Annotated in this window: 23 protein-coding genes and 1 pseudogene; 18 read left to right on the forward strand and 6 right to left on the reverse strand. The window is 52.5% G+C overall.

Translation table 11 applies throughout. The features are described 5' to 3' along the window. Positions 1-7: 7 nt before the first annotated feature. Both IEW70_RS14825 and IEW70_RS14830 read right to left on the reverse strand, forming a co-directional pair. Complete coding sequence (locus IEW70_RS14825) at positions 8-199, reverse strand: hypothetical protein (RefSeq protein WP_188648697.1); 192 nt, start codon at positions 197-199, stop codon at positions 8-10. 4 nt (positions 200-203) lie between these two features. Next, positions 204-1,094: a GAF domain-containing protein gene (locus tag IEW70_RS14830; RefSeq protein WP_188648698.1), complete on the reverse strand. Its 891-nt coding sequence runs from the start codon at positions 1,092-1,094 to the stop codon at positions 204-206. Between the two features lie 166 nt (positions 1,095-1,260). Between IEW70_RS14830 and curA the strand changes: the two genes are divergently transcribed. The 3 genes from curA to IEW70_RS14845 all read left to right on the forward strand — a co-directional run bounded on the left by curA (position 1,261) and on the right by IEW70_RS14845 (position 4,636). After that, positions 1,261-2,274: an NADPH-dependent curcumin/dihydrocurcumin reductase gene (curA, locus tag IEW70_RS14835; protein WP_188648699.1), complete on the forward strand. Its 1,014-nt coding sequence runs from the start codon at positions 1,261-1,263 to the stop codon at positions 2,272-2,274. A 426-nt stretch (positions 2,275-2,700) separates the two neighbouring features. Then, positions 2,701-3,912 carry a chromate transporter gene (locus IEW70_RS14840; RefSeq protein ID WP_188648700.1) on the forward strand — a complete coding sequence of 404 codons (1,212 nt, stop codon included), beginning with the start codon at positions 2,701-2,703 and terminating at the stop codon, positions 3,910-3,912. A 121-nt stretch (positions 3,913-4,033) separates the two neighbouring features. Continuing rightward, entirely contained in the window at positions 4,034-4,636 is a 603-nt protein-coding gene (locus IEW70_RS14845) for a trimeric intracellular cation channel family protein (protein ID WP_188648701.1), read from the forward strand. 237 nt (positions 4,637-4,873) lie between these two features. Here IEW70_RS14845 and typA read toward each other — a convergent pair whose 3' ends face one another. Beyond that, positions 4,874-6,703, reverse strand: a complete 1,830-nt coding sequence (gene typA, locus IEW70_RS14850; protein ID WP_188648702.1) for a translational GTPase TypA — start codon at positions 6,701-6,703, stop codon at positions 4,874-4,876. 198 nt (positions 6,704-6,901) lie between these two features. Here typA and IEW70_RS14855 point away from each other — a divergent pair, with 198 nt between their 5' ends. Both IEW70_RS14855 and lplA read left to right on the forward strand, forming a co-directional pair. Next, positions 6,902-8,440, forward strand: a complete 1,539-nt coding sequence (locus tag IEW70_RS14855; RefSeq protein WP_188648703.1) for a Na+/H+ antiporter NhaC family protein — start codon at positions 6,902-6,904, stop codon at positions 8,438-8,440. A gap of 51 nt (positions 8,441-8,491) precedes the next feature. Next, positions 8,492-9,481: a lipoate--protein ligase gene (lplA, locus tag IEW70_RS14860; RefSeq protein WP_188648704.1), complete on the forward strand. Its 990-nt coding sequence runs from the start codon at positions 8,492-8,494 to the stop codon at positions 9,479-9,481. Positions 9,482-9,514: 33 nt separating this feature from the next. Here the strand turns inward: lplA and IEW70_RS14865 are convergent, their stop codons facing one another. Together IEW70_RS14865 and IEW70_RS14870 are read right to left on the reverse strand one after the other, a co-directional pair. Next, the gene (locus IEW70_RS14865) at positions 9,515-9,952 is read right to left on the reverse strand and encodes a peptidylprolyl isomerase (RefSeq protein ID WP_188648705.1); all 438 of its coding nucleotides are present in this window, start codon (positions 9,950-9,952) and stop codon (positions 9,515-9,517) included. A 326-nt stretch (positions 9,953-10,278) separates the two neighbouring features. Further along, positions 10,279-10,830 (reverse strand): GNAT family N-acetyltransferase, encoded by a 552-nt coding sequence (locus IEW70_RS14870; protein ID WP_188648706.1) that lies wholly within the window; start codon positions 10,828-10,830, stop codon positions 10,279-10,281. A gap of 218 nt (positions 10,831-11,048) precedes the next feature. Here IEW70_RS14870 and IEW70_RS14875 point away from each other — a divergent pair, with 218 nt between their 5' ends. Continuing rightward, the gene (locus IEW70_RS14875) at positions 11,049-11,315 is read left to right on the forward strand and encodes a metal-sensitive transcriptional regulator (protein ID WP_188648707.1); all 267 of its coding nucleotides are present in this window, start codon (positions 11,049-11,051) and stop codon (positions 11,313-11,315) included. Positions 11,316-11,693: 378 nt separating this feature from the next. On the opposite strand, the pseudogene IEW70_RS14880 reads toward IEW70_RS14875, so the two are convergent. After that, a pseudogene (locus IEW70_RS14880) lies at positions 11,694-12,077 on the reverse strand (RNA-guided endonuclease TnpB family protein); the annotation flags it as partial. Between the two features lie 375 nt (positions 12,078-12,452). On the opposite strand from IEW70_RS14880, the gene IEW70_RS14885 reads away from it, so the two are divergent. The 12 genes from IEW70_RS14885 to IEW70_RS14935 all read left to right on the forward strand — a co-directional run bounded on the left by IEW70_RS14885 (position 12,453) and on the right by IEW70_RS14935 (position 22,462). Next, a complete protein-coding gene (locus IEW70_RS14885) occupies positions 12,453-12,656 on the forward strand; it encodes a hypothetical protein (protein WP_188648708.1) in 204 nt (67 codons plus the stop codon). A gap of 30 nt (positions 12,657-12,686) precedes the next feature. After that, positions 12,687-12,818 (forward strand): hypothetical protein, encoded by a 132-nt coding sequence (locus tag IEW70_RS18200; protein WP_268234893.1) that lies wholly within the window; start codon positions 12,687-12,689, stop codon positions 12,816-12,818. 95 nt (positions 12,819-12,913) lie between these two features. Then, positions 12,914-14,695 carry a serine/threonine-protein kinase gene (locus tag IEW70_RS14890; protein ID WP_188648709.1) on the forward strand — a complete coding sequence of 594 codons (1,782 nt, stop codon included), beginning with the start codon at positions 12,914-12,916 and terminating at the stop codon, positions 14,693-14,695. A 109-nt stretch (positions 14,696-14,804) separates the two neighbouring features. Beyond that, a complete protein-coding gene (locus IEW70_RS14895) occupies positions 14,805-15,560 on the forward strand; it encodes a sirohydrochlorin chelatase (RefSeq protein ID WP_188648710.1) in 756 nt (251 codons plus the stop codon). Between the two features lie 125 nt (positions 15,561-15,685). Then, positions 15,686-16,297 (forward strand): TetR/AcrR family transcriptional regulator, encoded by a 612-nt coding sequence (locus IEW70_RS14900; RefSeq protein WP_188648711.1) that lies wholly within the window; start codon positions 15,686-15,688, stop codon positions 16,295-16,297. After that, positions 16,242-17,216, forward strand: a complete 975-nt coding sequence (gene paaA / locus IEW70_RS14905; RefSeq protein WP_188648712.1) for a 1,2-phenylacetyl-CoA epoxidase subunit PaaA — start codon at positions 16,242-16,244, stop codon at positions 17,214-17,216. The genes IEW70_RS14900 and paaA overlap by 56 nt, the downstream gene beginning before the upstream one ends. Before the next feature lie 13 nt (positions 17,217-17,229). Next, complete coding sequence (locus tag IEW70_RS14910) at positions 17,230-17,604, forward strand: phenylacetic acid degradation protein (protein WP_188648713.1); 375 nt, start codon at positions 17,230-17,232, stop codon at positions 17,602-17,604. 5 nt (positions 17,605-17,609) lie between these two features. After that, on the forward strand, positions 17,610-18,404 hold the full coding sequence (paaC, locus tag IEW70_RS14915) for a 1,2-phenylacetyl-CoA epoxidase subunit PaaC (protein ID WP_188648714.1): 795 nt from the start codon (positions 17,610-17,612) through the stop codon (positions 18,402-18,404). A gap of 7 nt (positions 18,405-18,411) precedes the next feature. Further along, a complete protein-coding gene (paaD, locus tag IEW70_RS14920; protein ID WP_188648715.1) occupies positions 18,412-18,912 on the forward strand; it encodes a 1,2-phenylacetyl-CoA epoxidase subunit PaaD in 501 nt (166 codons plus the stop codon). A 42-nt stretch (positions 18,913-18,954) separates the two neighbouring features. Next, complete coding sequence (locus IEW70_RS14925) at positions 18,955-20,253, forward strand: phenylacetate--CoA ligase family protein (protein WP_188648716.1); 1,299 nt, start codon at positions 18,955-18,957, stop codon at positions 20,251-20,253. Positions 20,254-20,299: 46 nt separating this feature from the next. Beyond that, positions 20,300-20,620 carry an EthD family reductase gene (locus IEW70_RS14930; RefSeq protein WP_188648717.1) on the forward strand — a complete coding sequence of 107 codons (321 nt, stop codon included), beginning with the start codon at positions 20,300-20,302 and terminating at the stop codon, positions 20,618-20,620. Between the two features lie 336 nt (positions 20,621-20,956). Then, on the forward strand, positions 20,957-22,462 hold the full coding sequence (locus IEW70_RS14935) for an aldehyde dehydrogenase family protein (RefSeq protein ID WP_188648718.1): 1,506 nt from the start codon (positions 20,957-20,959) through the stop codon (positions 22,460-22,462). Positions 22,463-22,473: the final 11 nt, after the last annotated feature.

Here is a 22,473-nt window from a genome sequence, read left to right on the forward strand (position 1 = left end):
GCCTTTATTACTTGTGGAAGAGGCGGGCGTATTTTTTTCGCAATGCTTTCCGTTCACTGTCAAAAAAGCCGTTTTGAATCACTTCCTGAACCAACTGATTCCGGGTAATTTCGCCGTTCACATATTTCTCGTTCAACTCACGGCTGCGCTCAAGGGAAAGATGAGGACCATCCATTGGATGTTTCTCGGCCACAGACATGCATTCATCCCCTTATATTAGTGGTTTTACAGGCTCGGCGCTCGATTTCTTCCAGATGACGATAGATTAATGGAAACAAGATTCCGGCCCAGAGGGTGACACGGTCACGAACTGCTTTGCTCTCCGGATTCGCTTCATTATATGCATCTTTTGGAATCCCAGTGATCGATAGAACCCCGATCCTTACGGTTTCTTTACCCTTCTCACAGAGGATTGGAACACAAAGTAGGGATCGGAATTCCGGATCCTCGCGGTATTCATATCGCTCAAACACATACTGGGGATCGTACGTATCAGGTACATAATATTCCTTTTTCGTTAACCAGGCAAGTCCCGCTGAGCTTTCATGGATTCGGGGTCGCCGCTGTTTCACCTGGGGGGAATGGCGGTAGGCTGCCAAGCATTTTAACATGCCCGGTTCCTCTTCATTTTCCACCCAGATGGCCATACGCGGATTGAGATCCCGATGATGTTTGATCGTGCTGATCAAGCAATCCATGATCGTTTGATATATCCCTTCCGGTTCCTCCAAAAACCCTTCGAAATGACAAAAACACCAGGATACCCATTTGTATGCATTCATCGCTTGGTTGATGGTATGAGTATTTTCTTTTAATATTCCATCTTGTTCTTCAATCAACAGCAAAGCTTCTTTCAGTGTTTCATCGGTATCTTCCGCTGCAGAAACCGGATCGTCGGATGCTGCTGAGTGGGAAAAAACGTTTAATGCCACCGCCAATAGAAAGCCAACGAACAGAGAGACCCACAGGGGGATTTGATAAGAGAAAAAGTCCCAGTTGGAATAAAGCATGCCCACGAAAGTCAAGATGCTGGATAATCCCAGGAGGATCGTCATGAACTTATGTTGATTCCACCACGTTCGAATACGCTTCAATGACCTCCCTCCCGTATTTTTCATACAGTGTATTCGCTTTTCGCTCTTCTTTTCCTCTGAAAATGTCAGAGTTTATTTAAAATATGTTAAGCTAGAGTTGGTTAGTCTTGTGTGATGATGGGCAGGGAACCCGGTGAAAGAATCGATAACTTTTGGGGGGAACAACATGGCTCAGACCAATCGCCAAATCTTGTTTATGCAACGGCCAAAGGGCATGCCGAATGATGCTGTTTTTCAAATGACCGAGACGGCCATTCCCGAGTTGCAAGAGGGAGAAGTGCTGGTTCGGACGGTCTATCTCTCTGTAGATCCCTACATGCGCGGGCGGATGAATGATCGGAAATCCTACATCCCCCCTTTTGAATTGAATCAACCGTTGACCGGCGGGGTGGTCGGACAAGTGGAAAAGTCCCGCCATCCCGAATTTGTTGAAGGGGATATTGTGGCCGGTATGATGGATTGGGCGGATTACTCCGTCGTCAAAGGGGATAAGCTGAACAAGGTGAATACCGGCCTCGCCCCGATTTCTACGGCGTTGGGCGTGTTGGGCATGCCGGGATTGACGGCCTACTTCGGCTTGCTGGACATTGGGCAGCCCAAGGAAGGGGAAACAGTGGTGGTCTCCGGTGCGGCTGGAGCTGTCGGCAGTATCGTGGGTCAAATCGCCAAACTAAAAGGCTGTCGCGTGGTAGGGATCGCCGGTTCCCAGGAAAAAGTGAATTACCTGATTGATGAGCTGGGCTTCGATGGGGTTATCAACTACAAAACGGATGATGTGAAACAAGCGTTGAAAGAAGCCTGCTCCGACGGAGTGGACGTTTACTTTGACAATGTCGGCGGTGATATCTCCGATGCGGTGATGTCCCTCATCAATTATCAGGCACGCATCGTCCTCTGCGGTCAGATCTCCCTGTACAATCTGGAAAAACCGGATGTGGGTCCGCGGATGCAGGGGCAGCTTCTCATCAACAGTGCCCTAATGAAAGGCTTTATCGTCCGGGATTATCAAGATCGCTTCAAAGAAGGGATTTCCCAGTTGGCCGAGTGGGTGGCCCAAGGGAAAATCGGCTACCGTGAGAATATCGTAGAAGGTTTGGAGAACGCGCCGGATGCCTTTTTGGGCCTGTTCAAAGGCGAAAACATCGGCAAGCAATTGGTCAAAGTTTCGGAAGTGAAGTAAGCAGTATTTCTGCGAGGTTGGCCCCCTTACGTGATGAAAGGGGAGACATCTGACAAGCCCCTCTTCGGGAAAGAAGAGCACATCTCACAAGAAGCGACCTTTGAACGCCGGGTAGAAGGGCATCGTCTGTTAACTAGACAGGTTTTTATCAAGCTGAGCCCCTTTTCGTCGAGGAAAAGGGACTTTTTCCCTGAACGATTAAAAAATAGTTGTGGGGTGAGGGGATTCTGGTTCCAATGGATGGAAACGTACTTGACCTAAGGGAGGAATTACCCTTGATCAATCGGTTGTGGTGCAGTCGATGGAATCGATGGAAGGATAAGACTGGACTGCGCGATTACGAGTATCGAATCTTTGCATGGATTTAACATGGATCAGGTAGAATGGGCAGGTATCCATCGGTATGGAGAGTCGAGGTGATCCATTTTGTCCGCGAGTCATGGAGAGAATGCTCATAGAAGAGAAACCGCAACCAAAGGGTCCCTATGGGAAGTGTGGGCCGTATCCACCCGTTTGGGACTCACTTCCTTTGGCGGCCCGGCGGCTCACTTGGGCTATTTCCGAGAGGAGTACGTAGAGCGTCGAAAGTGGCTGCATGAGAAAACCTATGCCCAGTTGGTTGCATTGTGTCAATTTTTGCCCGGACCGGCCAGCAGTCAGGTAGGGATCGCCATCGGCCTCTTACGTGCAGGCGTATGGGGTGGAGTGGTGTCTTGGCTGGGCTTTACCCTGCCTTCGGTCATCCTTCTGACGGGGTTTGCCCTTGCCTTGCAGGGAGCGAATCCGGAGAGTGCGGGGTGGTTACGCGGTTTGTTGATTGCAGCCGTCGCTGTGGTAGCTCATGCGGTATGGGGGATGGGAAAGAATCTGGCCCCGGACCGCTCCCGAGCTACTTTGGCGTTGTTCTCTGCAGTGGCTGTACTCCTTTGGCCCCATGGGTGGATGCAGGTGTTGGTAATCCTTGTTGCGGGCATGTGGGGATGGAAGTTTTTCAAGCCATCCAACACGGAACATCCTGTTGCCGTACACATCCCCATCAGCAGAAAAGGGGCCTTGATCGCCTGGATCCTGTTTGCGGGTTTGCTCTTGTTTCTTCCCCTTCTGCGCCAGATGAACGACAATGTCTGGCTGGCGATGTTGGACAGTTTTTACCGCACCGGTTCGCTGGTGTTTGGTGGGGGCCACGTCGTGCTGCCCTTGCTGCAATCGGAAGTGGTCCCCAATGGCTGGATGTCAACCGGTGAGTTTTTGGCAGGCTATGCGGCAGCTCAGGCAGTGCCGGGGCCGATGTTTACCTTCGCTGCCTATCTGGGAGCCGTGATAAAGGGATGGACTGGGGCGTTATGGGCTACAGCAGCTATTTTTCTGCCCTCTTTTTTGCTCCTGTTTGGCATGTTGCCTTTTTGGGAGTCGATCCGTCGCCGTCCCGGCATTCAAGCGGCATTGGCCGGCATCAATGCAGCCGTGGTGGGCATCTTGTTGGCTGCCTTGTACGACCCGATTTGGACCAAAGCGATTCATAGTCCGCTTGATGTTGGTTTTGCGTTGGTCACCTTTGCCCTGATCACCTTTTGGCGATGGCCCGCCTGGCTGATTGTAGGGCTTGCTGCTGTTGGGGGAATGGTGTTGTATGAGTAATCCATTCCCCCGCATCGGGTGTTTTGTCGGTAATCAGAATCAGGGTTGGAAAACGGGTCAGACCTCGTTATAATGTTCATTTGTGAAAGGATTATCGGTTCGGTAAGGCGAGGTGTCAGCCTTGGTCTGGGAAATACTTGGTATTATAGGTACGATTGCTTTTGCTGTAAGCGGGGCCTTGGTGGCACTGGAAGAGGATTATGATCTCTTTGGCGTGCTGGTGCTGGGCTTTGTAACCGCCTTTGGCGGCGGGATTATTCGAAATGTGCTGATCGGCGTTCCCGTCCCAATGCTTTGGGAACAGGAAACTTTGATAACCATCGCACTGGCGAGTATCCTGCTGGTGTTCGTCACTCCGGCCGAGTGGCTGCGCAAGGGGAAAAAGTGGTATATCATCTTTGATGCCGTCGGGTTGTCTGCGTTTGCCATTCAAGGGGCGATGATGGCCGATGCAAAGAGCCTGCCCCTGATTGCCGTCGTCGCGGCGGCTGTGTTGACGGGGATCGGCGGCGGAGTAATACGCGATGTGCTGGCTGGACGCAAGCCGTTGGTATTTCGACAGGAGATCTATGCGCTGTGGGCGGTATTAGCCGGTGTGGTGATTCACTCGGATATCATCAGCGGCGGATGGGCGATGTATGGTTTGTTTGCAGCGACGTTGATCCTGCGGCTGGTCTCGCTGATTTATCATTGGCGGTTGCCCCATCGCTTTGTGAAAATCTGACCGATGTCATAGATACGATTCTGTCCGCTTTGACAATAGCGAGCGACAAAAAACACGACCGTCGATTCTTAAGTGAAAGGACCGAGGCGCGAGCCAAAGGAAATGCTTGAATGGCTCGCGCCTCGGTCCCACTTTTCAAGTACGTCGTTCAAAGGACACTCCTAGAGAGATGTGTCTCATCTTTTCCTGATGGTTATCATCAAGCCTCACAACCTTCAAAAGCAGGAGGGCTGTTTTTTATTGCTTTACCCGGCCTGCCTGTTTGGCGTGGCGGCGGCGTTGGTTTTTGGGCAGAATCCGTTTCCGGATGCGGAAGTCTTTCGGGGTGATTTCCAGCAGTTCGTCATCAGCCAGATACTCCAAGGCGTCGTCCAAGGAGAGGTTACGCGGCGGTTCCAGGCGCAGGGCCTCGTCGGAGCCGGCGGCGCGGAAGTTGGTCAACTGTTTTTTCTTGCAGACGTTGACGTCCAAATCTCCTTCCCGGATGTGTTGACCGACGACCATGCCCTCGTATACTTCGGTGCCGGGGCCGATGAATAGCTCACCGCGTTCCTGGGCGGCGTGCAGGCCGTAGGTGGTGGCTTCGCCGGGCTCCCAAGCGACCAAAGAACCGTGGTCCCGGGTATGGATCTCCCCGGTGTGAGGCTGGTATCCGGCAAACAATGTATTCATGATGCCTTCGCCCCGCGTGGCCGTCAGAAACTGCTGCCGGAATCCGATCAGGCCCCGGGTGGGAACGAGGTAGCGATAGCGGATCGAGCCGTCATCCAGGATCTCCATGTCCTGCATCTGCCCTTTCCGTTTCCCGAGAAGTTCCACGACAGCGCCTTGATGCTCGTTGGATACTTCCACTTCCACATTTTCTACCGGCTCGTGCCATTTGTCCTCGATTTTCTTCAGGATCACTTCCGGCTTGCTAACCTCAAATTCGTAACCTTCCCGACGCATGTTTTCAATCAGGATTCCCAGGTGCAGTTCGCCTCGTCCTGCCACGAGGAAAGTGTCGGGGGATTCGGTGTCGGTTACCTTCAAGGCCACATCTTTTTCTGCCTCGATGTACAGCCGCTCCCGCAGTTTCCGGGAGGTGACGAAATCACCTTCCCGACCGGCAAAGGGGCTGGTATTGACCCCGAAGGTAACCCGCAGGGTAGGTTCCTCCACTTTGATCGGCGGCAACGGCTGAGGGTTTTCGGGATCGGTGATGGTATCTCCGATACCTACATCCCCCAGCCCGGTTAAGGCAACAATATCTCCGGCTACGGCTTTCTCCACCTCTACCCTTTGCAGCCCTTGGTGTGTGAAGACCTGGGCCACTTTGAGGGAATGCTGGTTCCCTTCACGATCGATGCGGAGCACGTTTTGGTTCTTTTGGATGGTACCGCTGTTCAGGCGGCCGATGACGATTTTTCCTTTGTAGTCATCGTATCCCATCAGGGTGGCTTGTAGCTGTAACGGACCTTCCTGTTCCACCTGTGGTGCGGGCAGGGTTTCCAAAATGCTGTCAAAGAGCGGGACCAGGTTGTCCGTCATTTGATCCGGCTCCAATCCGGACACACCTGTCAGGGCACTGGTGTAAATGACGGGGAAGTCCGCCTGTTCTTCGCTGGCTCCCAGGTCGACAAAAAGATCAAAGGTTGTATTGACTACATAATCCGGCCGGGCATTGGGCCGGTCAATCTTGTTGACGACGACGATGACTTTGTGGCCCCGTTGCAGGGCATGACGCAAAACGAATTTGGTCTGGGGCATGGGACCTTCGACAGAGTCTACCAACAGCAGCACCCCGTCCACCATGTTCATTACCCGTTCCACTTCCCCGCCGAAATCGGCGTGGCCGGGGGTGTCGACAATGTTGATTTTCACTCCGTTGTAGGTGATGGCGGTGTTTTTGGAGAGGATGGTGATCCCCCGCTCCCGTTCCAAATCGTTGGAGTCCATCACCCGTTCGGCTACCTGCTGGTTTTCGCGAAAAATTCGGCTCTGTTTCAGCATCGCGTCTACCAGGGTGGTTTTTCCGTGGTCGACGTGGGCGATAATGGCGATGTTGCGGATATCTTGTGGCTTCATTGTACCTGTAGGCGCGCAGGCGGTTCGCGCCCCTACCTCCTTTTGTATAAAATCACCCGGCGTAAAGGCCGGGATGTGTGACGTGCCTGTTTTTCTCCCGATTGAAAATTATATCACAGGCAGAGGCAAGAAGCGATTGCATGATTCTCCGCTGGCAGCAAACATTAAGAGGGATCCAATAAAAGGAGAGTGGAGCGGATGAAAGGATCCTGGTGGTCATTAATTCCTTTTCTGACGGTGATTCCTCTGTCGCTGCTCACCCGGCAAGTGTTGCCGGGATTGATTGCGGGACTGCTGGTGGGCGCGTATATGGCGGTGCCTGCCCTTATAGGCGGTATCGAGGCTGCAATGGGATACATATTGAAAGAGGTGGCAGTTCCCGATAATTTGCGCCTGATGGTGTTTTTATACGGGTTTGGGGCTTTTGTGGGATTGGTCCGGGTCACCGGCGGCGTGCATGGGTTTGCCCAGTGGATGAACCGGCGGATCCGCTCGGTCCGGGGGGCTTTCGGTCTTACCTGGCTCTCCTCCCTGGCGACCTTTATGGCGCCGGATTTTCGAATTATTACGATGGGACCTGTGATGAAGCGGGTCTTTGAACGGTTGAAAGTACCGGCATCCAAAGTGGCGTTCGTCATCGATGCCACCTCTACCCCTTTGATCTCTTTGATTCCGTTTGGCACGGCTTTTGTGGCCTATATGGTGGGGCTGGTGGCCGATGCTTCTCGCCATCATCAGTTGGACGGGGGCGCTTTTCAATTGTTGCTTGCCAGCATCCCGTTCAACTTCTTCTCGATTCTCATGGTGATCTATGCCCTCTATTTGTCGTTTTTCAAAGGGTCAAAAGGAGAGGAGGAAAGCGATCAAAAAAAGGATGAAGAGTGTCCGCCCCATTACAAAAGCCCATTCCGATTCAGCCCGCAGGTTGCTTATTTGGAACGGGCTTGTGAAGGGGATGCACCTTCCATCGATCCGTCCAAATTATCAGGCGACAGCAGCGAGCATGAGCCGGAGCAGGATTTCCCTGATCCCGTGGAGATGGTGGCGGACAAAGTGACGCCCCGGACGGAGAACTTGGTCTTTCCCTTGGCATTATTATTGGGGTCCACCTTTTTTCTGACTTGGTGGGATGGCCGGAACAAAGCCGATTCCTTCTGGATGGCACTGGCCCAGGCCAATGCGGCCAAGGCCATGCTGGAAGCGTTGTTTTTAACCTTGGCTGTCAGCTTGGTTTGGTATGCGATTCGCAAGCAGCCGATTCAGCGGATTTTGTTCGGTTTGCTGCAGGGCGGCAATGAAATGATGGGGGTAAATGTGCTGCTAGCATTGGTGTGGGCACTGACCGCAGTCTCTACTGATCTGGGCTTCCTGACCTATACGAAGCAACTGATCAGCGGCATCGTTTCCGAAGCTTGGCTGGTACCGGTTCTGTTTGTGGCAGGTTGTGTCATTTCTTATATCATCGGCTCTAGCTTTGGGGCATGGGCGTTATTGATGCCCCTCGGCTTTTCGCTGGCGGCCGGGACCCACGTCTCGCTCCCTCTGATCGCGGGAGCGGTGTTTGCCAGCGGGAGCTTTGGCGGGTTTGCCTCACCCTTGAGCGACAATACCGTCGCGATGGCTACCGTGATGAAACTGCCGTTGATGAAATATGCCCATCAAAAACTGAAAGCGGCGCTGTTGGTGGGAGCAGTCAGTGCGGCTTTATACGGGCTGTTCGGTTGGTGGATGCGCTGAGCTTCCATTTGTAAAATAAAGAGGTGCATAACCCACGAGAGGAGAAGGACGATGCTATTCATCGATAATCAGAATATCACCGATCCCAGGATCAATCTGGCGATAGAGGAGTATGCACTGACGCATTTGGACGGTAACGACGAGTATTTGCTGTTTTACATCAATGAGCCGTCCATCATCATTGGACGCAATCAGAATACCTTTGAGGAGATTCACGTAGACATCTGTCGCGAACGGGGGATTCATGTGGTGCGCCGGTTGTCCGGAGGCGGGGCGGTGTATCACGATACAGGCAACCTCAACTTCAGCTTTATCACCCGGGATGACGGGAAGAGCTTCATGAACTTCCGCAAGTTTACGGATCCGGTGATCAGGGCGCTGCGGGAGTTGGGAGTGGAAGCGGAGCTGACCGGTCGCAACGATATCCAAGTGGGGGAGAAGAAAATTTCCGGCAATGCCCAGTATGCTGCTCAGGGACGCATGTTCAGCCACGGAACGTTGATGTTTGACGTCAACCTGGAGCAGGTTGCGGAAGTGCTCAAGGTGAAAAAGGAAAAATTCCAATCCAAAAGTACCAAATCGGTGCGCAGCCGGGTGGGCAATATCCGGGATTTTATGGATCGGGATATGAACATCGGCCAGTTTCGGGAGTTTCTGCTGCGATATATTTTTGAGGGGCATGAGGAGATTCCGGAATACCGTCTGCAAGAGTCTGATTGGAAAAAGATACGGGAAATCAAGGAGAAACGATACGGCAACTGGGATTGGAATTTTGGACGCTCCCCCAAATTTAATGTCGAGAACAGCAAGCGGTTCCCTATTGGAAGTATAGATGTTCGCCTAAATGTTAAGAAGGGAATGATCACGATTTGCACCATCTATGGAGACTTTTTCGGGTTTAAGGATGTGAAGGAAATAGAAGAGCGTCTCACCGGGATTCGTTATGACCGGAAAGCGATCGAGAAAGCGCTGGAGGGCATCGACATCCAGCCGTATTTCGGGAACATCACCAAAGAAGAATTTGTGGATTTGGTGTATTAAAAACCCCCTGCCAATCCGGCAGAGGGATATGGATCATTCTTCCCACACTTTGACTTCTTTCATCCGCTCGCCTGGCTTCATGTTCAATACCGCATCCAAGCCGTCCGTTACCCGGCCGAACACGGTATGAACACCATCCAGGTGGGGCTGGGGCTCATGCACGATGAAAAATTGGCAGGATCCCGTATCTTTTCCGGCGTGAGCCATGGACAAGGCGCCGGGTTCGTGTTTATGAGGGTTGTTGGCGGTTTCGCAGGGGATGGTGTATCCGGCGTTTCCCGTTCCTGTACCGTGAGGGCATCCGCCTTGACTGACAAAGCCGGGAATTACCCGGTGAAAGGTCAATCCGGTATAAAAGCCTTCATTGGCCAGCTTTCGAAAGTTGGCTACGGTGCCGGGAGCGGCTTCCGGGAAAAACTCCAGCAGGATTTTGCTGCCGTTTTCCAATTCAATGCTGCCTTTTAATGCCATGGAAATTCCTCCTCCGATAGAATCCACCTCATTCTATCACATCCTGCAAGCACACTGGGATGCCAGGATGATGGCTATCCGGTTTACTTTCAGCCATTTCACCATCATTCGGGTTATCATGGCTTGGGGCCTGTTTTTCCGCCATTCTAATCAACGCCCTATCCTTTTGGTGACAATTTCATAAATTAATAGGAAGAAAGGGTGTAAGTTACTCTTTATCCCTTTCTTCAGTCCGAATCCGTACCAACCTATGCCTCCCCAAAACACGAACGGATCTTGTCCCGGTGACAACCGGGACTTTTTTTGGAATGAACCATACGAGTCTATCAGGAAGCGGCTCTGGTCTTTTTCATTTCCAATACTTCCTCCGGGTCCGCTTTGATGCGACCGTAATATTTCTTGGAGCGGAAGTTGTGAATCTCTTCGCAGGCGGTCGCCATTTTTTTCATCACTTCTTCTTGCGAAATGTTTTCCGGACTCCAATAATAGATGTCCATATCCAAAACATCTCCATCGTCTGTTTCCCGTTGGTACACAATTTGATCGGCTTTGATAAAGCCGTTTTTCTCATAAAAACGTACCCGCTTGCGGGTGTCTTCATTATGTTCATCTATCGGCTCCACTTCCAGCAAAATCGGCTTTCCTTTTTGCTTCAGGTAGCGGAGAACTTTGGTGCCGGTGCCTTTGCCCCGGGTATGCGCGCTGACGAGGAGATAATCGACAAATATAAATGAGGAGAATTCCCCGTACATGAGGATGTAATCCTCTGTTTCTTTCTTGTGGTATGCATCTTTGTCCTCGATCAAATCGCGCATCTGACCAGGGTGCTTCATTTCTTCCTCAGGAAAATATTCGTTCAATCGGTCATACCAATCCACAGATTTGTTTCCTCCCGTGCGTTTTTTTGACGAGAAAACAATAGCGTGCCGTCTGGCAACACGTATTACTGTAACATGACAATGAAAATACCCGGGAAAAAGTGAGAGTAAACCCCAAACGGATCTGGTTTTTCAGGGGTTGACAACATCTATGTATCAAGGGGTATCGTGAAGGGTGTCCCGTATGAAAGCTGAGGAGAGAGGAGAAGGATGGGACGATGGCATATCAAGAAGAGATGCAAAACCGGTTGAAACGCATTGAAGGGCAAGTCCGCGGCGTACTCCGTATGATGGAAGAAGGGAAGGATTGCAAAGAAGTGGTTGCTCAGATGTCGGCGATCCGTTCGGCTATGAACCGGGCCATTTCTTATGTGGTGGGGATGAACCTGGAACAGTGCATCCGGGAGGAGCTCGAGAAGGGGAATGAAGGGGACTCCAAAAAAGTTGTTCAGGAAGCCATTGAACTGTTGATCAAGAGTAACTGAAAAGCCAAAAGAGCCCTACGCCGACAGCGTTTCGGGCTCTTTCTTTAACCTATCAGCCATTTGATGAGCACGACAGAGCCCATGATGGCAACGGCAAGTACAATTCCCCAAACTGGGGATTTGCCCGGCTTTCAAGTTCCCCCCGAACACCGGATGGGCGGTTGATTTTCAGCCAATCTTGCCACTCCTTTCACCCGCGCCGAAAAAATACTATTACGTGTAGGGGTATAATGACATTGTAAGGGGGGGTTTTGTGAAAAATCAAGAGGTTTCTGACTTGACACTCCCACGCCTGAAGACGTGGGATTCTTGGTTCTTCCTGCCGGCTCTTGCCGTACAGTCCCCAAGCTGACACCGTGTGTCCCACGGCCTAAAACGTTATCCTGCGGGCTTTAATCCTTCCTTGAGGATGTTTTTCGCCGCATTGAGATCCCGGTCGTGGTGAATACCGCATGCGGGACAGGTCCACTCCCGCACATTCAGCTTTTTCACCTCTTTGTTTCGGAACCCGCATTGAGAACACAGCTAGCTGAACGGGAACGTCTTCCCGACGAGACGAATCCTTCGCCCGTACCAGCGGGCTTTGTATTCCAGCATGGACCGGAACTCGGACCACGCCGACTCCGAAATGCCGCGGGCCAGCCGGCGGTTCTTCACCATATTCCGCACTTGCAAATCTTCCAGGCATACCGATTGATTTTCACGGATGAGCCGAGTCGAAAGCTTGTGCAGGAAATCCTGCCGACCGTTGCGGATTTGTTTCTGGTTGGGTAGATGCGAAACCGATACGCCTTGTAGATCTGCACTCACCTCCTTGTCCTCTTGGTTTTACCCCAACAGGAACGTATGTTCTAGTCTTTGGGCGAAAAAATTGTCGGACAGTTGAGAGGGGGCAAGCCCTCCCTTCTCCGACGCTCACTTTCACCCAACTCGAAAGGGCTGGGTTTTCCCGCTCGCTATTTATAATAGGCCGGGGCACCTATGTTCTAGGTCGATTTTTCTTGTCATTGATGACGATTTATAGTATCTTGAATGTGCATTTATGCAGTGCGCAAATAGATATGGGAATATTTTGATATCTCCTTGATTTCACCATTTTTGTCACCGTGCTATCAAAGGGGAAGGGAGGGTGTCCAGATGAGTGAATCGCTTTGTATCCCCAACATCGGAAAAAAAGAGCGGAAAAAATGTTATATCCGAAGTGTGTGTTTCTTTGCTGTAGCGGTAATCGCCATTGCTTTGCTGTTGATGTCCGGGGTTTCCGCCTGGTGGCGCCTTCTGTTGGTATTACCTTTTTGGATGGGATTTATGGCGTTGTTTATTGCACGCGGTAAAACCTGAGTGTTCTTTGCCGCGCAAGGTGTGCGCGATATGGATCATGGCAAAGAAAAGATCGAAAACGAAGCAGAACGGGTGCAGGTGAAAAAGCAAGCAGGTCAGGTACTGGCAAAGACAGCACTGTGTACGGTTGTATCCGTTTCGATTTTGTTGCTGCTCCCTTAACCTCTAGGTTGCTAGAGGTCTTTTTTCTGGATGGGAAAAAATAGCCGAAATTCCTGGTTGAGAAAGAAACGACAGACGAGTATTGAGGGGTAATCATGGGAAATAAGCGTTCGGAAAGCCGTTTTTATGAGCGATATCAGGTAGAAGACGTGTTGACTTTTATCACGCGGCAGCTGGTTCAAGCAAAAACGGTGGACGGTTCGCAGATTTACATCCAGGAGATCGAGACCAAGGGGACATTGCCCCCGGGAACCAAGGAGATGCTGGCCAATCTTCAGCATCGCCACGTGGCACCGGTGCATGATGTGACTGTGGAACGCGGGAGGATTACGTTGATCCATCCGCCTTTTGCCGGGGATCCGCTGCCGTTGTTGGTGAGTGAATCCTCCCTGCGTCCGGCGGAGGCGCTGGATATCTTTTATAAGCTGTTAAATACCATGGAAGAGTTGTCCCGGTTGCCGATCCCCTTGACCACCACCTTGGATCCCAAGAATATCTGCGTATCGGACGAACCATATTTATTGTTTTACTGGGTGAAGAAATACAGTGTCGACCAGCCGGAAGAAAAGTGGCGCGGACTTCTGTTCTATATGCTGACAGGAAAGTATCCCACCCAAGAGGCGGATGGGGTTTCCTTCAAAGATGAGTCATCTGTGCCGGAGCCTTTGCGGGAATTGGCGCTTTATTGCTTGGATACCCGTCATTCTCGCAGGGAAGTGTTGGCGAGAGCGCGGGAGCTGGTGCAAAGGAAGGATTGGATTCGGCAGGAGGAGAAGCAGAAGCGCTGGCAGCCTGTTGCCTGGCGTGTGGGAAAAGTGGCTTCTCTGCTGGCTGTGATCGTATTGGGAGGATGGATGGGGTATCAAATCGCTTTTTCAGACAAGCCGCTTCAGGTTCCTTTTGCCAGTGTGGGGAACTTTTCTACGGTGACGAAAGAGCAACCGCTGGAGAAAGTGATGTTCAATGACCAACGGACTCATTATCGCATTCCGGGACGGGTGGACGATAAATCCCTGATCCACGGGGAGTTTCGGTGGAAAAAAGACGGAGCTTTCTCAACGGTAATGACCGGTCAGTATTCCCCCTATCGGTATGAGTTGGAAATCACCAAAAAGGGAGAAGTCGTGATCACCCAGTCCGATGAAAAGAACCGTTACCAACTGCTCAAATCCGATTCCAACCAGATTCGTCCCGACCGGACGTATCATTTCGAAATGTTGTATGTGCCCAATGAGCCGCTGCATTTCTTGATTCGAGATAAGAAGACGAACCAAACTTGGATTGCGACAGGCCCGGTCCCCTTGGATTCCATTTTCCATGTGGATTTCAAAGGGGCAGGAGGGACGGAGCTTGCTTGGCCCGGCAAAGATCCAGTAAGCTCTCCAGAGAAAGCGCTTGATCGCTGGACGGGAAGTTTCCCCTGGTATATGATCGATGGATACGGGATCAGAGATCAGCAGGCACTTTCGTTGAAAAAAGGCAAAGTGGAAGTGATGAAACGCAACGGCTCCTTTGACTTTGCCTTTATGAGGGAGAAAGAAAACAGCGAGCCGCTCCGTTTGGAAATGGAGAGCGTGGATGGCGTTCATTATACACTGGTGTGGAAACAAACCGGTGTAGTGCAGTTGTATCGTTCCGATAACCAGAATGTATTGCTGTTGGAGCGGTCGCTTCCTTGGAAGTGGGAGCCTCGAAAAGAAGCCCGTGTTTCCGTGATCAACGCTTTGGCGGGTTCTGCTATTATCATTCAACAGGGCAATCAGAAATTGGTGATGGATATCCCGCAAGAAGAACCCATCTCGCTGCGGGAAGTAAGAATTGTGAATGAGGATCCTTTGAAATTGGTTCAGCCACCGCAAAACCAGACAGGACCCTGACAATAAACCCAGCATCCGACGGAACGGATGGCTGGGTTTATTGTCTGGCATCCCAAAGAAAACCGTGCTACATTGGGAACAACATCTGTATGCAAAGGAGGCTTTAAACATGTCCGTACAAGAAAAAAGAGGCGTATTGGTTCTGGCCCACGGTTCCCGTAACTCTGCATGGGTTCAAGAGGTCGATGATGCTGTCGGAGCGGTTGAGTCAAACCTGCCTGTGGAAATCGGATACCTGGAACTGGTGGAGGGACGCAGTATCGCCGATGGCATTCGTCGTCTGGAAGCGAAGGGAGTCGCTCATATTCTGGCCATTCCCCTGTTTGTTTCTTCCGGGAGCACGCATCTGGAGGAAATACGCTGGGCGTTGGGTTTACAGGAGACTACCCGTGCGGAGTCCTGTTTACCCCCGATCTCTGTTCATGCCCGGATGGAATGGGGCAGGGCAATGGATGATCACCCTTTGATGCTGGACATCTTGAGTGAGCGGGCGGAAAGATTGAGCCGGCATTCGGAGGAGGAAACCTTGCTGCTGGTGGCTCATGGAAGTACGCAGCCCGGCTTTCGCGACGAGTGGGAAAAAGGACTTTCCTCGTTGGCGATGGGATTGCAACAGCGCTTCGGATTTCGCCAGACGGATTTTGCGATGGTGTCAGCAGATGATGTCGCCGAAAAAGCCGGCAACTTGGCAGAGAAAGGAGAATTGCTGGTACTACCCGTTTTTTTGAGTAAGGGCTATTTTACGAAAAAGGTGATTCCGCAACTGCTGGAGGGAATTCCCTGTCAATATGAAGGGATAACCTACCTTCCGCATCCTTCGGTATCCCGCTGGCTGGAAGAGCAGATCCGAGAGTATAATCCTTGACCCGGCAGGGGACCTTGACTAAGAAGTTTGTGTAATAAATAATTATAGTCTGACTATTGACAAATTTCATTCCTTTTTATATGATCAAACCAAGCAAGCGCTTGTTTTTTGGAGAGGGGAGCAGGATGTCCAGAAAAGGACGGAAAGAACAGATATTGCAGGAAGCGAGCCATTTATTCAGCCACAAGGGATACCACGGGACGAAGATTCGGGACATCTCGGAAGCCAGCGGCATATTGTCCGGTAGTTTGTACGCCCACATTCAATCAAAAGAAGATTTGCTGTTCGAGATTACGGACCGGGGAGGAGATGCTTTTCTGGATGCTTTGCGTCCCATTGTGGAGAGCGAGGCTCCTGCGGAAGAGAAATTTCGCCGGGGCTTGAAGGCCCATGTACGGGTCATTGCGGAGAATCTTGAGGCAGCGACCGTTTTTTTTCATGAATGGAAAGCACTTACAGATGAACGGCGGAAAATCATTCAAGAAAAACGGGATGAATATGAAGCATTGTGGGCCCGTATTTTGGATGATGGAGAGCGGAGGGGAGAATGGCAACTGACGGATGCCAAATTTACCCGGCTGTTGCTGTTATCGGCGGCCAATGGTTTATATCAGTGGTATCGACCGGAAGGGGATTTGACACCGGAGGAGATTGCCCGCCGGTTTGCCGATATACTCCTGAATGGCGTGGCGGGAAAAAAGGGGGAACGAACCATTGGGGGATGCGAGCAGGTTTGAACGGTTTATGGAGAGGCTGCATCGCGGGGAAAAGATCGAAGCGACGGATTGGATGCCGGATGAGTATCGTCAGCTTCTTCTGAAACTGATCCATATGCATGCCGTCAGTGAGATTATGGGCGCCCTTCCGGAGAAGGAATGGGTACCCAAAGCCCCTACTTTAAAGCGGAAGCTGGCCATTATGGCCAAGGTGCAGGACGAGATGGGCCACGGACAGCTCCTGTTGCGGGTGGCCGAGGATTTGGCGGCTCCCCTGGGGAAAACCCGGGAGGACTTGGTAACGGATGTGATTACGGGGAGGGTCAAATTTCACAACGTGTTTCATATGGAAGCGCCGACCTGGGCAGACGCCGGCGTAATCGGTTGGCTGGTGGACGGGGCGGCTATCATCAACCAGGCAGCTCTGCTGGATACTTCCTATGGTCCCTATGCCCGGGTGCTGAAGCGCATCTGTGCCGAAGAGAGCTTTCATATGCAGCATGGAGAAAACATTATTCTCGCGCTGGCCCGGGGAACTGAAGAGCAACGGGCCATGCTCCAGGATGCGGTCAACCGCTGGTGGGAATCCCTGCTCTTCTTTTTCGGGCCGGTGGAGGTGACGGATGCCGCCCGCCGGATGATCGAGTACAAAATCCGCACCAAAACCAATGAGGAGCTGCGGCAACAGTTTTTCAACAAATATGTGCCCCGAATCCGTTCCCTGGGACTCACCATTCCGGATCCCGAGCTCCGGTATGACGAACAGGAAAAGCGATGGATCTACACCCAACCGGATTGGAAAAAGTTTGGCGAGATCGTCAGGGAGAACAAGGGGCCCAAATCCCGGGAGCGAATCGCATTGCGCCGATTTGCCCATATGGATCAGCGGTGGGTGCGGGCAGCGCTGGCCCGGTACAGTGAACCGGAATTTGTCGGGTGAAAGGAGGCGCAGGATGGAACAGTCGGAACCCCGGATCGATTATGGTATATATGAGGTGTTTGTACAAAAATCCCACGGCGATTTTCATATCCATGTAGGCAGTGTGGCGGCCCCGTCCCCGGATTTAGCTTTGCAAACCGCCCGGGAAAACTTTCTGCGCAGGGATCGGGCTGTCAATCTATGGATTGTGCCCCGTAAACACGTGTATGCCACTCCCTATGACGATCCGGATTTTTTTGCGCGGGAAACGGATCGGAAGTACAGGGAGGTCGGCGGGTATACGGAAAATGGCCGCTTGTGGCGGATGTTCAAGGAAAAGGCCCTGCATCTGGAGGACATCGTCCGTTCCTTGCGGGATTTGGAAGGAAATCAAAAACCCACGGAGTGAAGCTGATGCAAGTGAAACATGCGGAACAAGCCCAAACCAACCCCCGATACAAAGCTGCCGTGAGAGATTTGCTGCTGCAGTTGGCGGATGATGAGTTGTGTATCGGCCACCGGGATTCCGAATGGTTGGGGTTGGCCCCAGATATTGAGGAAGACGTGGCCTTTAGTTCCATTGCTCAGGATGAAGTGGGTCATGCTGCTTTTTATTTGAATTTGTTGCGTGACTTGGACGGAGAGGATCCCGATGCCGCCGCTTTTTTTCGGAAAAGCCGCGACAGAAGAAACGCGGTGTTGGCCGAACGGCTCAACGGAGACTGGGCAGAAACCATTGTTCGCCGTTATTTTTACGATGTATTTGACGAGATTCGGACGGAAGCGTTGCGGGAATCCAGTTATGTGCCATTGGCCCGAGGAGTAGCCAAGATCCGCCGGGAAGAGCGGTACCATCTGATGCACTTCCAGCTGTGGTTTACCCGGTTGAGTGCGGCGGGCGGGGAAGCCAGGGAAAGGATGAACCGGGCAGTGGAAGGGTTGTGGCCCGAGGTGAAGGGTTGTTTCTCTTTGGGAGGATGGGAGCGGCAGTTAGTTGCAAGCGCTGTCATTTCTTTGGATTCCAATGAAATGGAGCGGCGGTGGCTGAACCGGATGAAGCCCGTGTTTGCCCAAGCGGGACTGCAATGGCCGGGACCGTTGCCCATGGTGAACCAGGATGGGCGGTGCGGTGCGCATTCCTCCCATTTGGAGGAACTGCTGCAGACAATGGGTGAGGTGGTCCGTCAGGATCCTGCAGCGCGCTGGTAAGAGAAAGATGAAAGGAGGTGATCCCGTGGGGAACGGAAGGGAAACGGAAGTGATGCGGGCGTTGCAGGAGGTGAAGGATCCGGAGATTCCCGCTGTCAGCATTTTGGAGCTGGGCATGGTGAATCAGGCGACGGTGACCGGACACCATGTCCGGGTAGAAGTCACGCCGACCTTTGTCGGTTGCCCCGCTTTGGATTGGATTCACGGACAGATCGTGGAACACCTGAAAAAGATACCCGGGATTGAAGAAGTGGAAGTGGTGTTTGTGATCGACCCTCCTTGGACCAGTGACCGTATCACTTTGGAAGGGAGGAGGAAGCTGGAATCCTTCGGCATTGCCCCGCCTCCGAAAACGGAGGACCCGGACCCTCTCAATACAGTTCCCCGTTGTCCCTATTGCGGTGCCGATCAAGGGGAAGTGAAGAATTTATTCGGTCCCACTGCCTGCCGGTCGATCTATTACTGCAAACATTGCCGTCAACCCTTTGAGGGGATGAAGGCAGTCTAGATACACAGCCAGCGTCATATCCTGTTCCAGGGGGGATGCGCGTTGTTTCAGCAGTCTGAAGAGACTCTGAACCGGGAAGAACTGCGTCAGTTGCAGTCTAATCGGCTGAAGAAAACCGTGAAACGCGTTTATGAGCGGGTGCCGTTCTACCGAAAGCAATTGGAGGACAGAGGGATTCATCCGGATACTTTTAGAGGAGTGGAACAACTAGAGTTACTTCCCTTCACACGAAAGGCGGATCTGCGGGAAACCTACCCCTTCGGTCTGTTTTCGGTACCAACAGGGGATTGTTTGCGGCTGCACGCTTCCTCCGGCACGAAGGGAAAGCCGACGGTTGTCGGGTATACCCGCACCGATTTGCAAAGCTGGGCGGAAGTCTGCGCCCGGGCCATTGTCACAGCCGGAGGAAAGCGGGGCGATGTGTTTCATAACGCCTATGGTTATGGTCTGTTTACCGGGGGACTGGGTATGCATGCCGGGGCGGAGATGGCCGGAGTGACCGTGGTTCCGGCTTCCGGGGGGAACCGGTCTCGGCAAATTACGCTGATCGAGGATTTTCAACCCAGGGGCATTGCGGGGACGCCCTCCTTCATCTTAAGCCTGGCGGAAACGATGGAGCAGATGGGGAAAGATCCGCGCTCCACCTCCCTGGAATACGGTATTTTTGGGGCGGAGCCCTGGTCTGAGGAAATGCGGAAGGCGCTGGAAGAAAGATGGGGCATCGATGCATTGGATATCTACGGGCTGTCTGAGGTGGTAGGTCCCGGCGTGGCTATCGAATGCCGGGAAGAGAAAAACGGGTTGCATATCGCAGAGGATCACTTTTTGGCGGAAGTGGTGGATCCGTCGACAGGGGAACCGTTGCCGGACGGGGAGGAAGGCGAGCTGGTGTTCACCTCCTTGACCAAAGAGGCGATCCCGCTGCTCAGATACCGGACCGGAGATATCGCTTCTTTGGATCGGAAGCCTTGCCCTTGCGGCAGAACCCACGCACGGATGTCGCGGATCAAAGGGCGCCTGGATGATATGTTGATCATCCGGGGGGTTAATATGTTTCCGTCGGAAGCGGAAAGGCTGGTCCTCGCTCAGAAAGAACTGGCTCCCCATTATCAATTGGTAGTGGAGCGGGTGGGAATGTTGGACAAGCTGACGGTTGAAGTGGAAATGTCGCAAGATTCCGACCGCCTTTCTGCTCAACAACTGTCCGGCCGGTTGCGGGAGCTGTTCAAAGAGGGGCTGGGGGTGACTGTCGAAGTGATCTTGCACCCGTCGAAGACTCTTCCCCGCAGCGAAGGAAAAGCAGTACGCGTCATTGACCGCAGAGGAGAAGTAAAGATCTGACTCAACGAAGGATGGCTCTTTATTTTAAAAAGAGGAGTGGATCCATTTGGTAAAACTGATCGCTTTGTACCGTCACCCTGAAGATCAGCAGGCATTTGATGATCACTATGAAAATGTGCATGCTCCTTTGGCACAAAAGATGCCGGGATTGCAACGGTTGGAAGTGACCAAGATAGCCGGGACGCCGATGGGGGAACAGGCACCGTATTATTTGGAAGCGGCGATGTACTTTGAGAGCGAAGAGGCGTTGAAACAGGCGATGGGTTCTCCTGAAGGCCGGGCGGCTGCCAAGGATCTGATGGGATTTGCGGGGCCGTTGGTTACCATGATGATCGGGGAAGTTACCGCGACCGGTGAGCGTGTGTAACCCCTGATAGCGGATATTCAGAAGACCGCCGTGCCTGGAGCGGGGCCGATGGACGGTGGAATCGCCGAAGTGCCGGCCGGGGCCGGCTAGGATGTGGTGATGTACGACCATCTTCGGAAGCGCTAGCCAGAGGGGTGGAATCCCATCGCAAACGGGTGGAAGGGGTGGGGGATTGAGGGCAATTATGAACGAAGCGGTGATTGTGGAGCGGGTACGGATCCCGTTGGGAAATATCGGGGAGAGAGTGTGCAACCGCAGTGGGGGAGCTTGCTGACCAAGTCGATGTGTGAGATCAAGTTGGTAGCCAACAGTTCAACAAACGGAGGGGGAACGGACATGCTGAAAGAAGAGGTCAAAGCATCTTTGTTAAAAGAGCGATATCCGCTGTTGATCAATGGGGAGTACGTCGACGGCAGTTCCGGAGAATGGTTTGAAACCTACAATCCGGCAACGGGGGAAACCATCGCCCGGGTGGCCAAAGCGACCCGGGAGGATGTGGATAAAGCCGTCTCCGCGGCCCGGGAGGCTTTGGAAAAAGGGAAATGGAGCAGATGGCCGGCGTCCCGCCGGGGCCAGATCCTCAACAAAGCAGCCAGAATTATGCGGGAACGGTTCAACGATCTGGTTCACCTGGAGGTATTGAACAGCGGTAAAGCCTGGTCGGCAGCTCAGGGCCAAGTACATCAGGCGATTGAGGATTTTGAGATGTATGCCGGGGCGGTTCATACCCTGTCCGGAGAAACCAAACCGGTGCCGCAAGGCTTCCTCAACTATACTTTGAAAGAGCCGGTGGGGGTTTGTGCCCAGATCATTCCCTGGAATTATCCGTTGATGATGGCTGCTTGGAAAATTGCCCCCGCATTGGCGACAGGCTGCACCATCGTCTTAAAGCCCGCCAGTCTGACTCCCGTAACGTCTCATGTATTGGCGGAAATCTGCCAGGAAGCCGGAGTTCCGGCCGGGGTGATCAACATCATCACCGGCAGCGGTGCCGATGTGGGAGCTTATCTAACCGAGCATCCGGGTGTAGATAAAGTGGCCTTCACTGGTGAGACAGGCACCGGGAAGGACATTATGAAAACCGCCTCGGAAACTTTAAAACGGGTGACGTTGGAACTGGGCGGGAAATCTCCCAACCTGGTTTTTGAGGATGCGGATGTGGATGCTGCGGTGGACGGTTCCGTGTTTGGGATCTACTATAACACCGGGCAGTCCTGCGAAGCCCGTTCCCGGCTTTTTGTGCATGAATCGATTTATGATGAGTTTGTGGCCAAATTTATCGAGAAGACGAAAAGGCTGAAACTGGGAGACACATTGGATAAATCCACTCATGTAGGGGCCGTGATTTCCCAGGCACAGTGGGATGTCATCCATTCCTATGTAAAATCGGCAGTAGAGGAAGGGGCCAAAGTAGTCTACGGTGGCGGCCGTCCGGAGGGAGAGGAATTTACCAAGGGCCACTGGTATATGCCCACGGTGATCACGGAAGTGACCAATGACATGAAGGTGGCTCAAGAAGAGATCTTCGGCCCGGTGGTGGTTATTCTCAAATTCCGTGATGAAAAGGAAGCGATCCACCAAGCCAATGACACCATCTACGGACTGGCAGCCGCCATCTGGACAAAAGATTTTGGACGCGCTCACCGGGTGGCGGCACAATTGAAAGCAGGCACCGTCATGGTGAACAATCCCTTCTCTGCAATGCCGGGCTTGCCCTTCGGCGGGTACAAACAATCCGGCTTTGGCAGGGAGTTGGCGCTGGAAACCCTCAACCTGTACACCGAAACCAAGAGTGTCAATGCTTACATTGGATCCAAGCCGCTAAACCCCTTCGGCATATAAAGGCGGTTGCC

Origin of the sequence: Marinithermofilum abyssi (genome assembly GCF_014641195.1) — a bacterium.
Classification (GTDB): domain Bacteria; phylum Bacillota; class Bacilli; order Thermoactinomycetales; family DSM-45169; genus Marinithermofilum; species Marinithermofilum abyssi.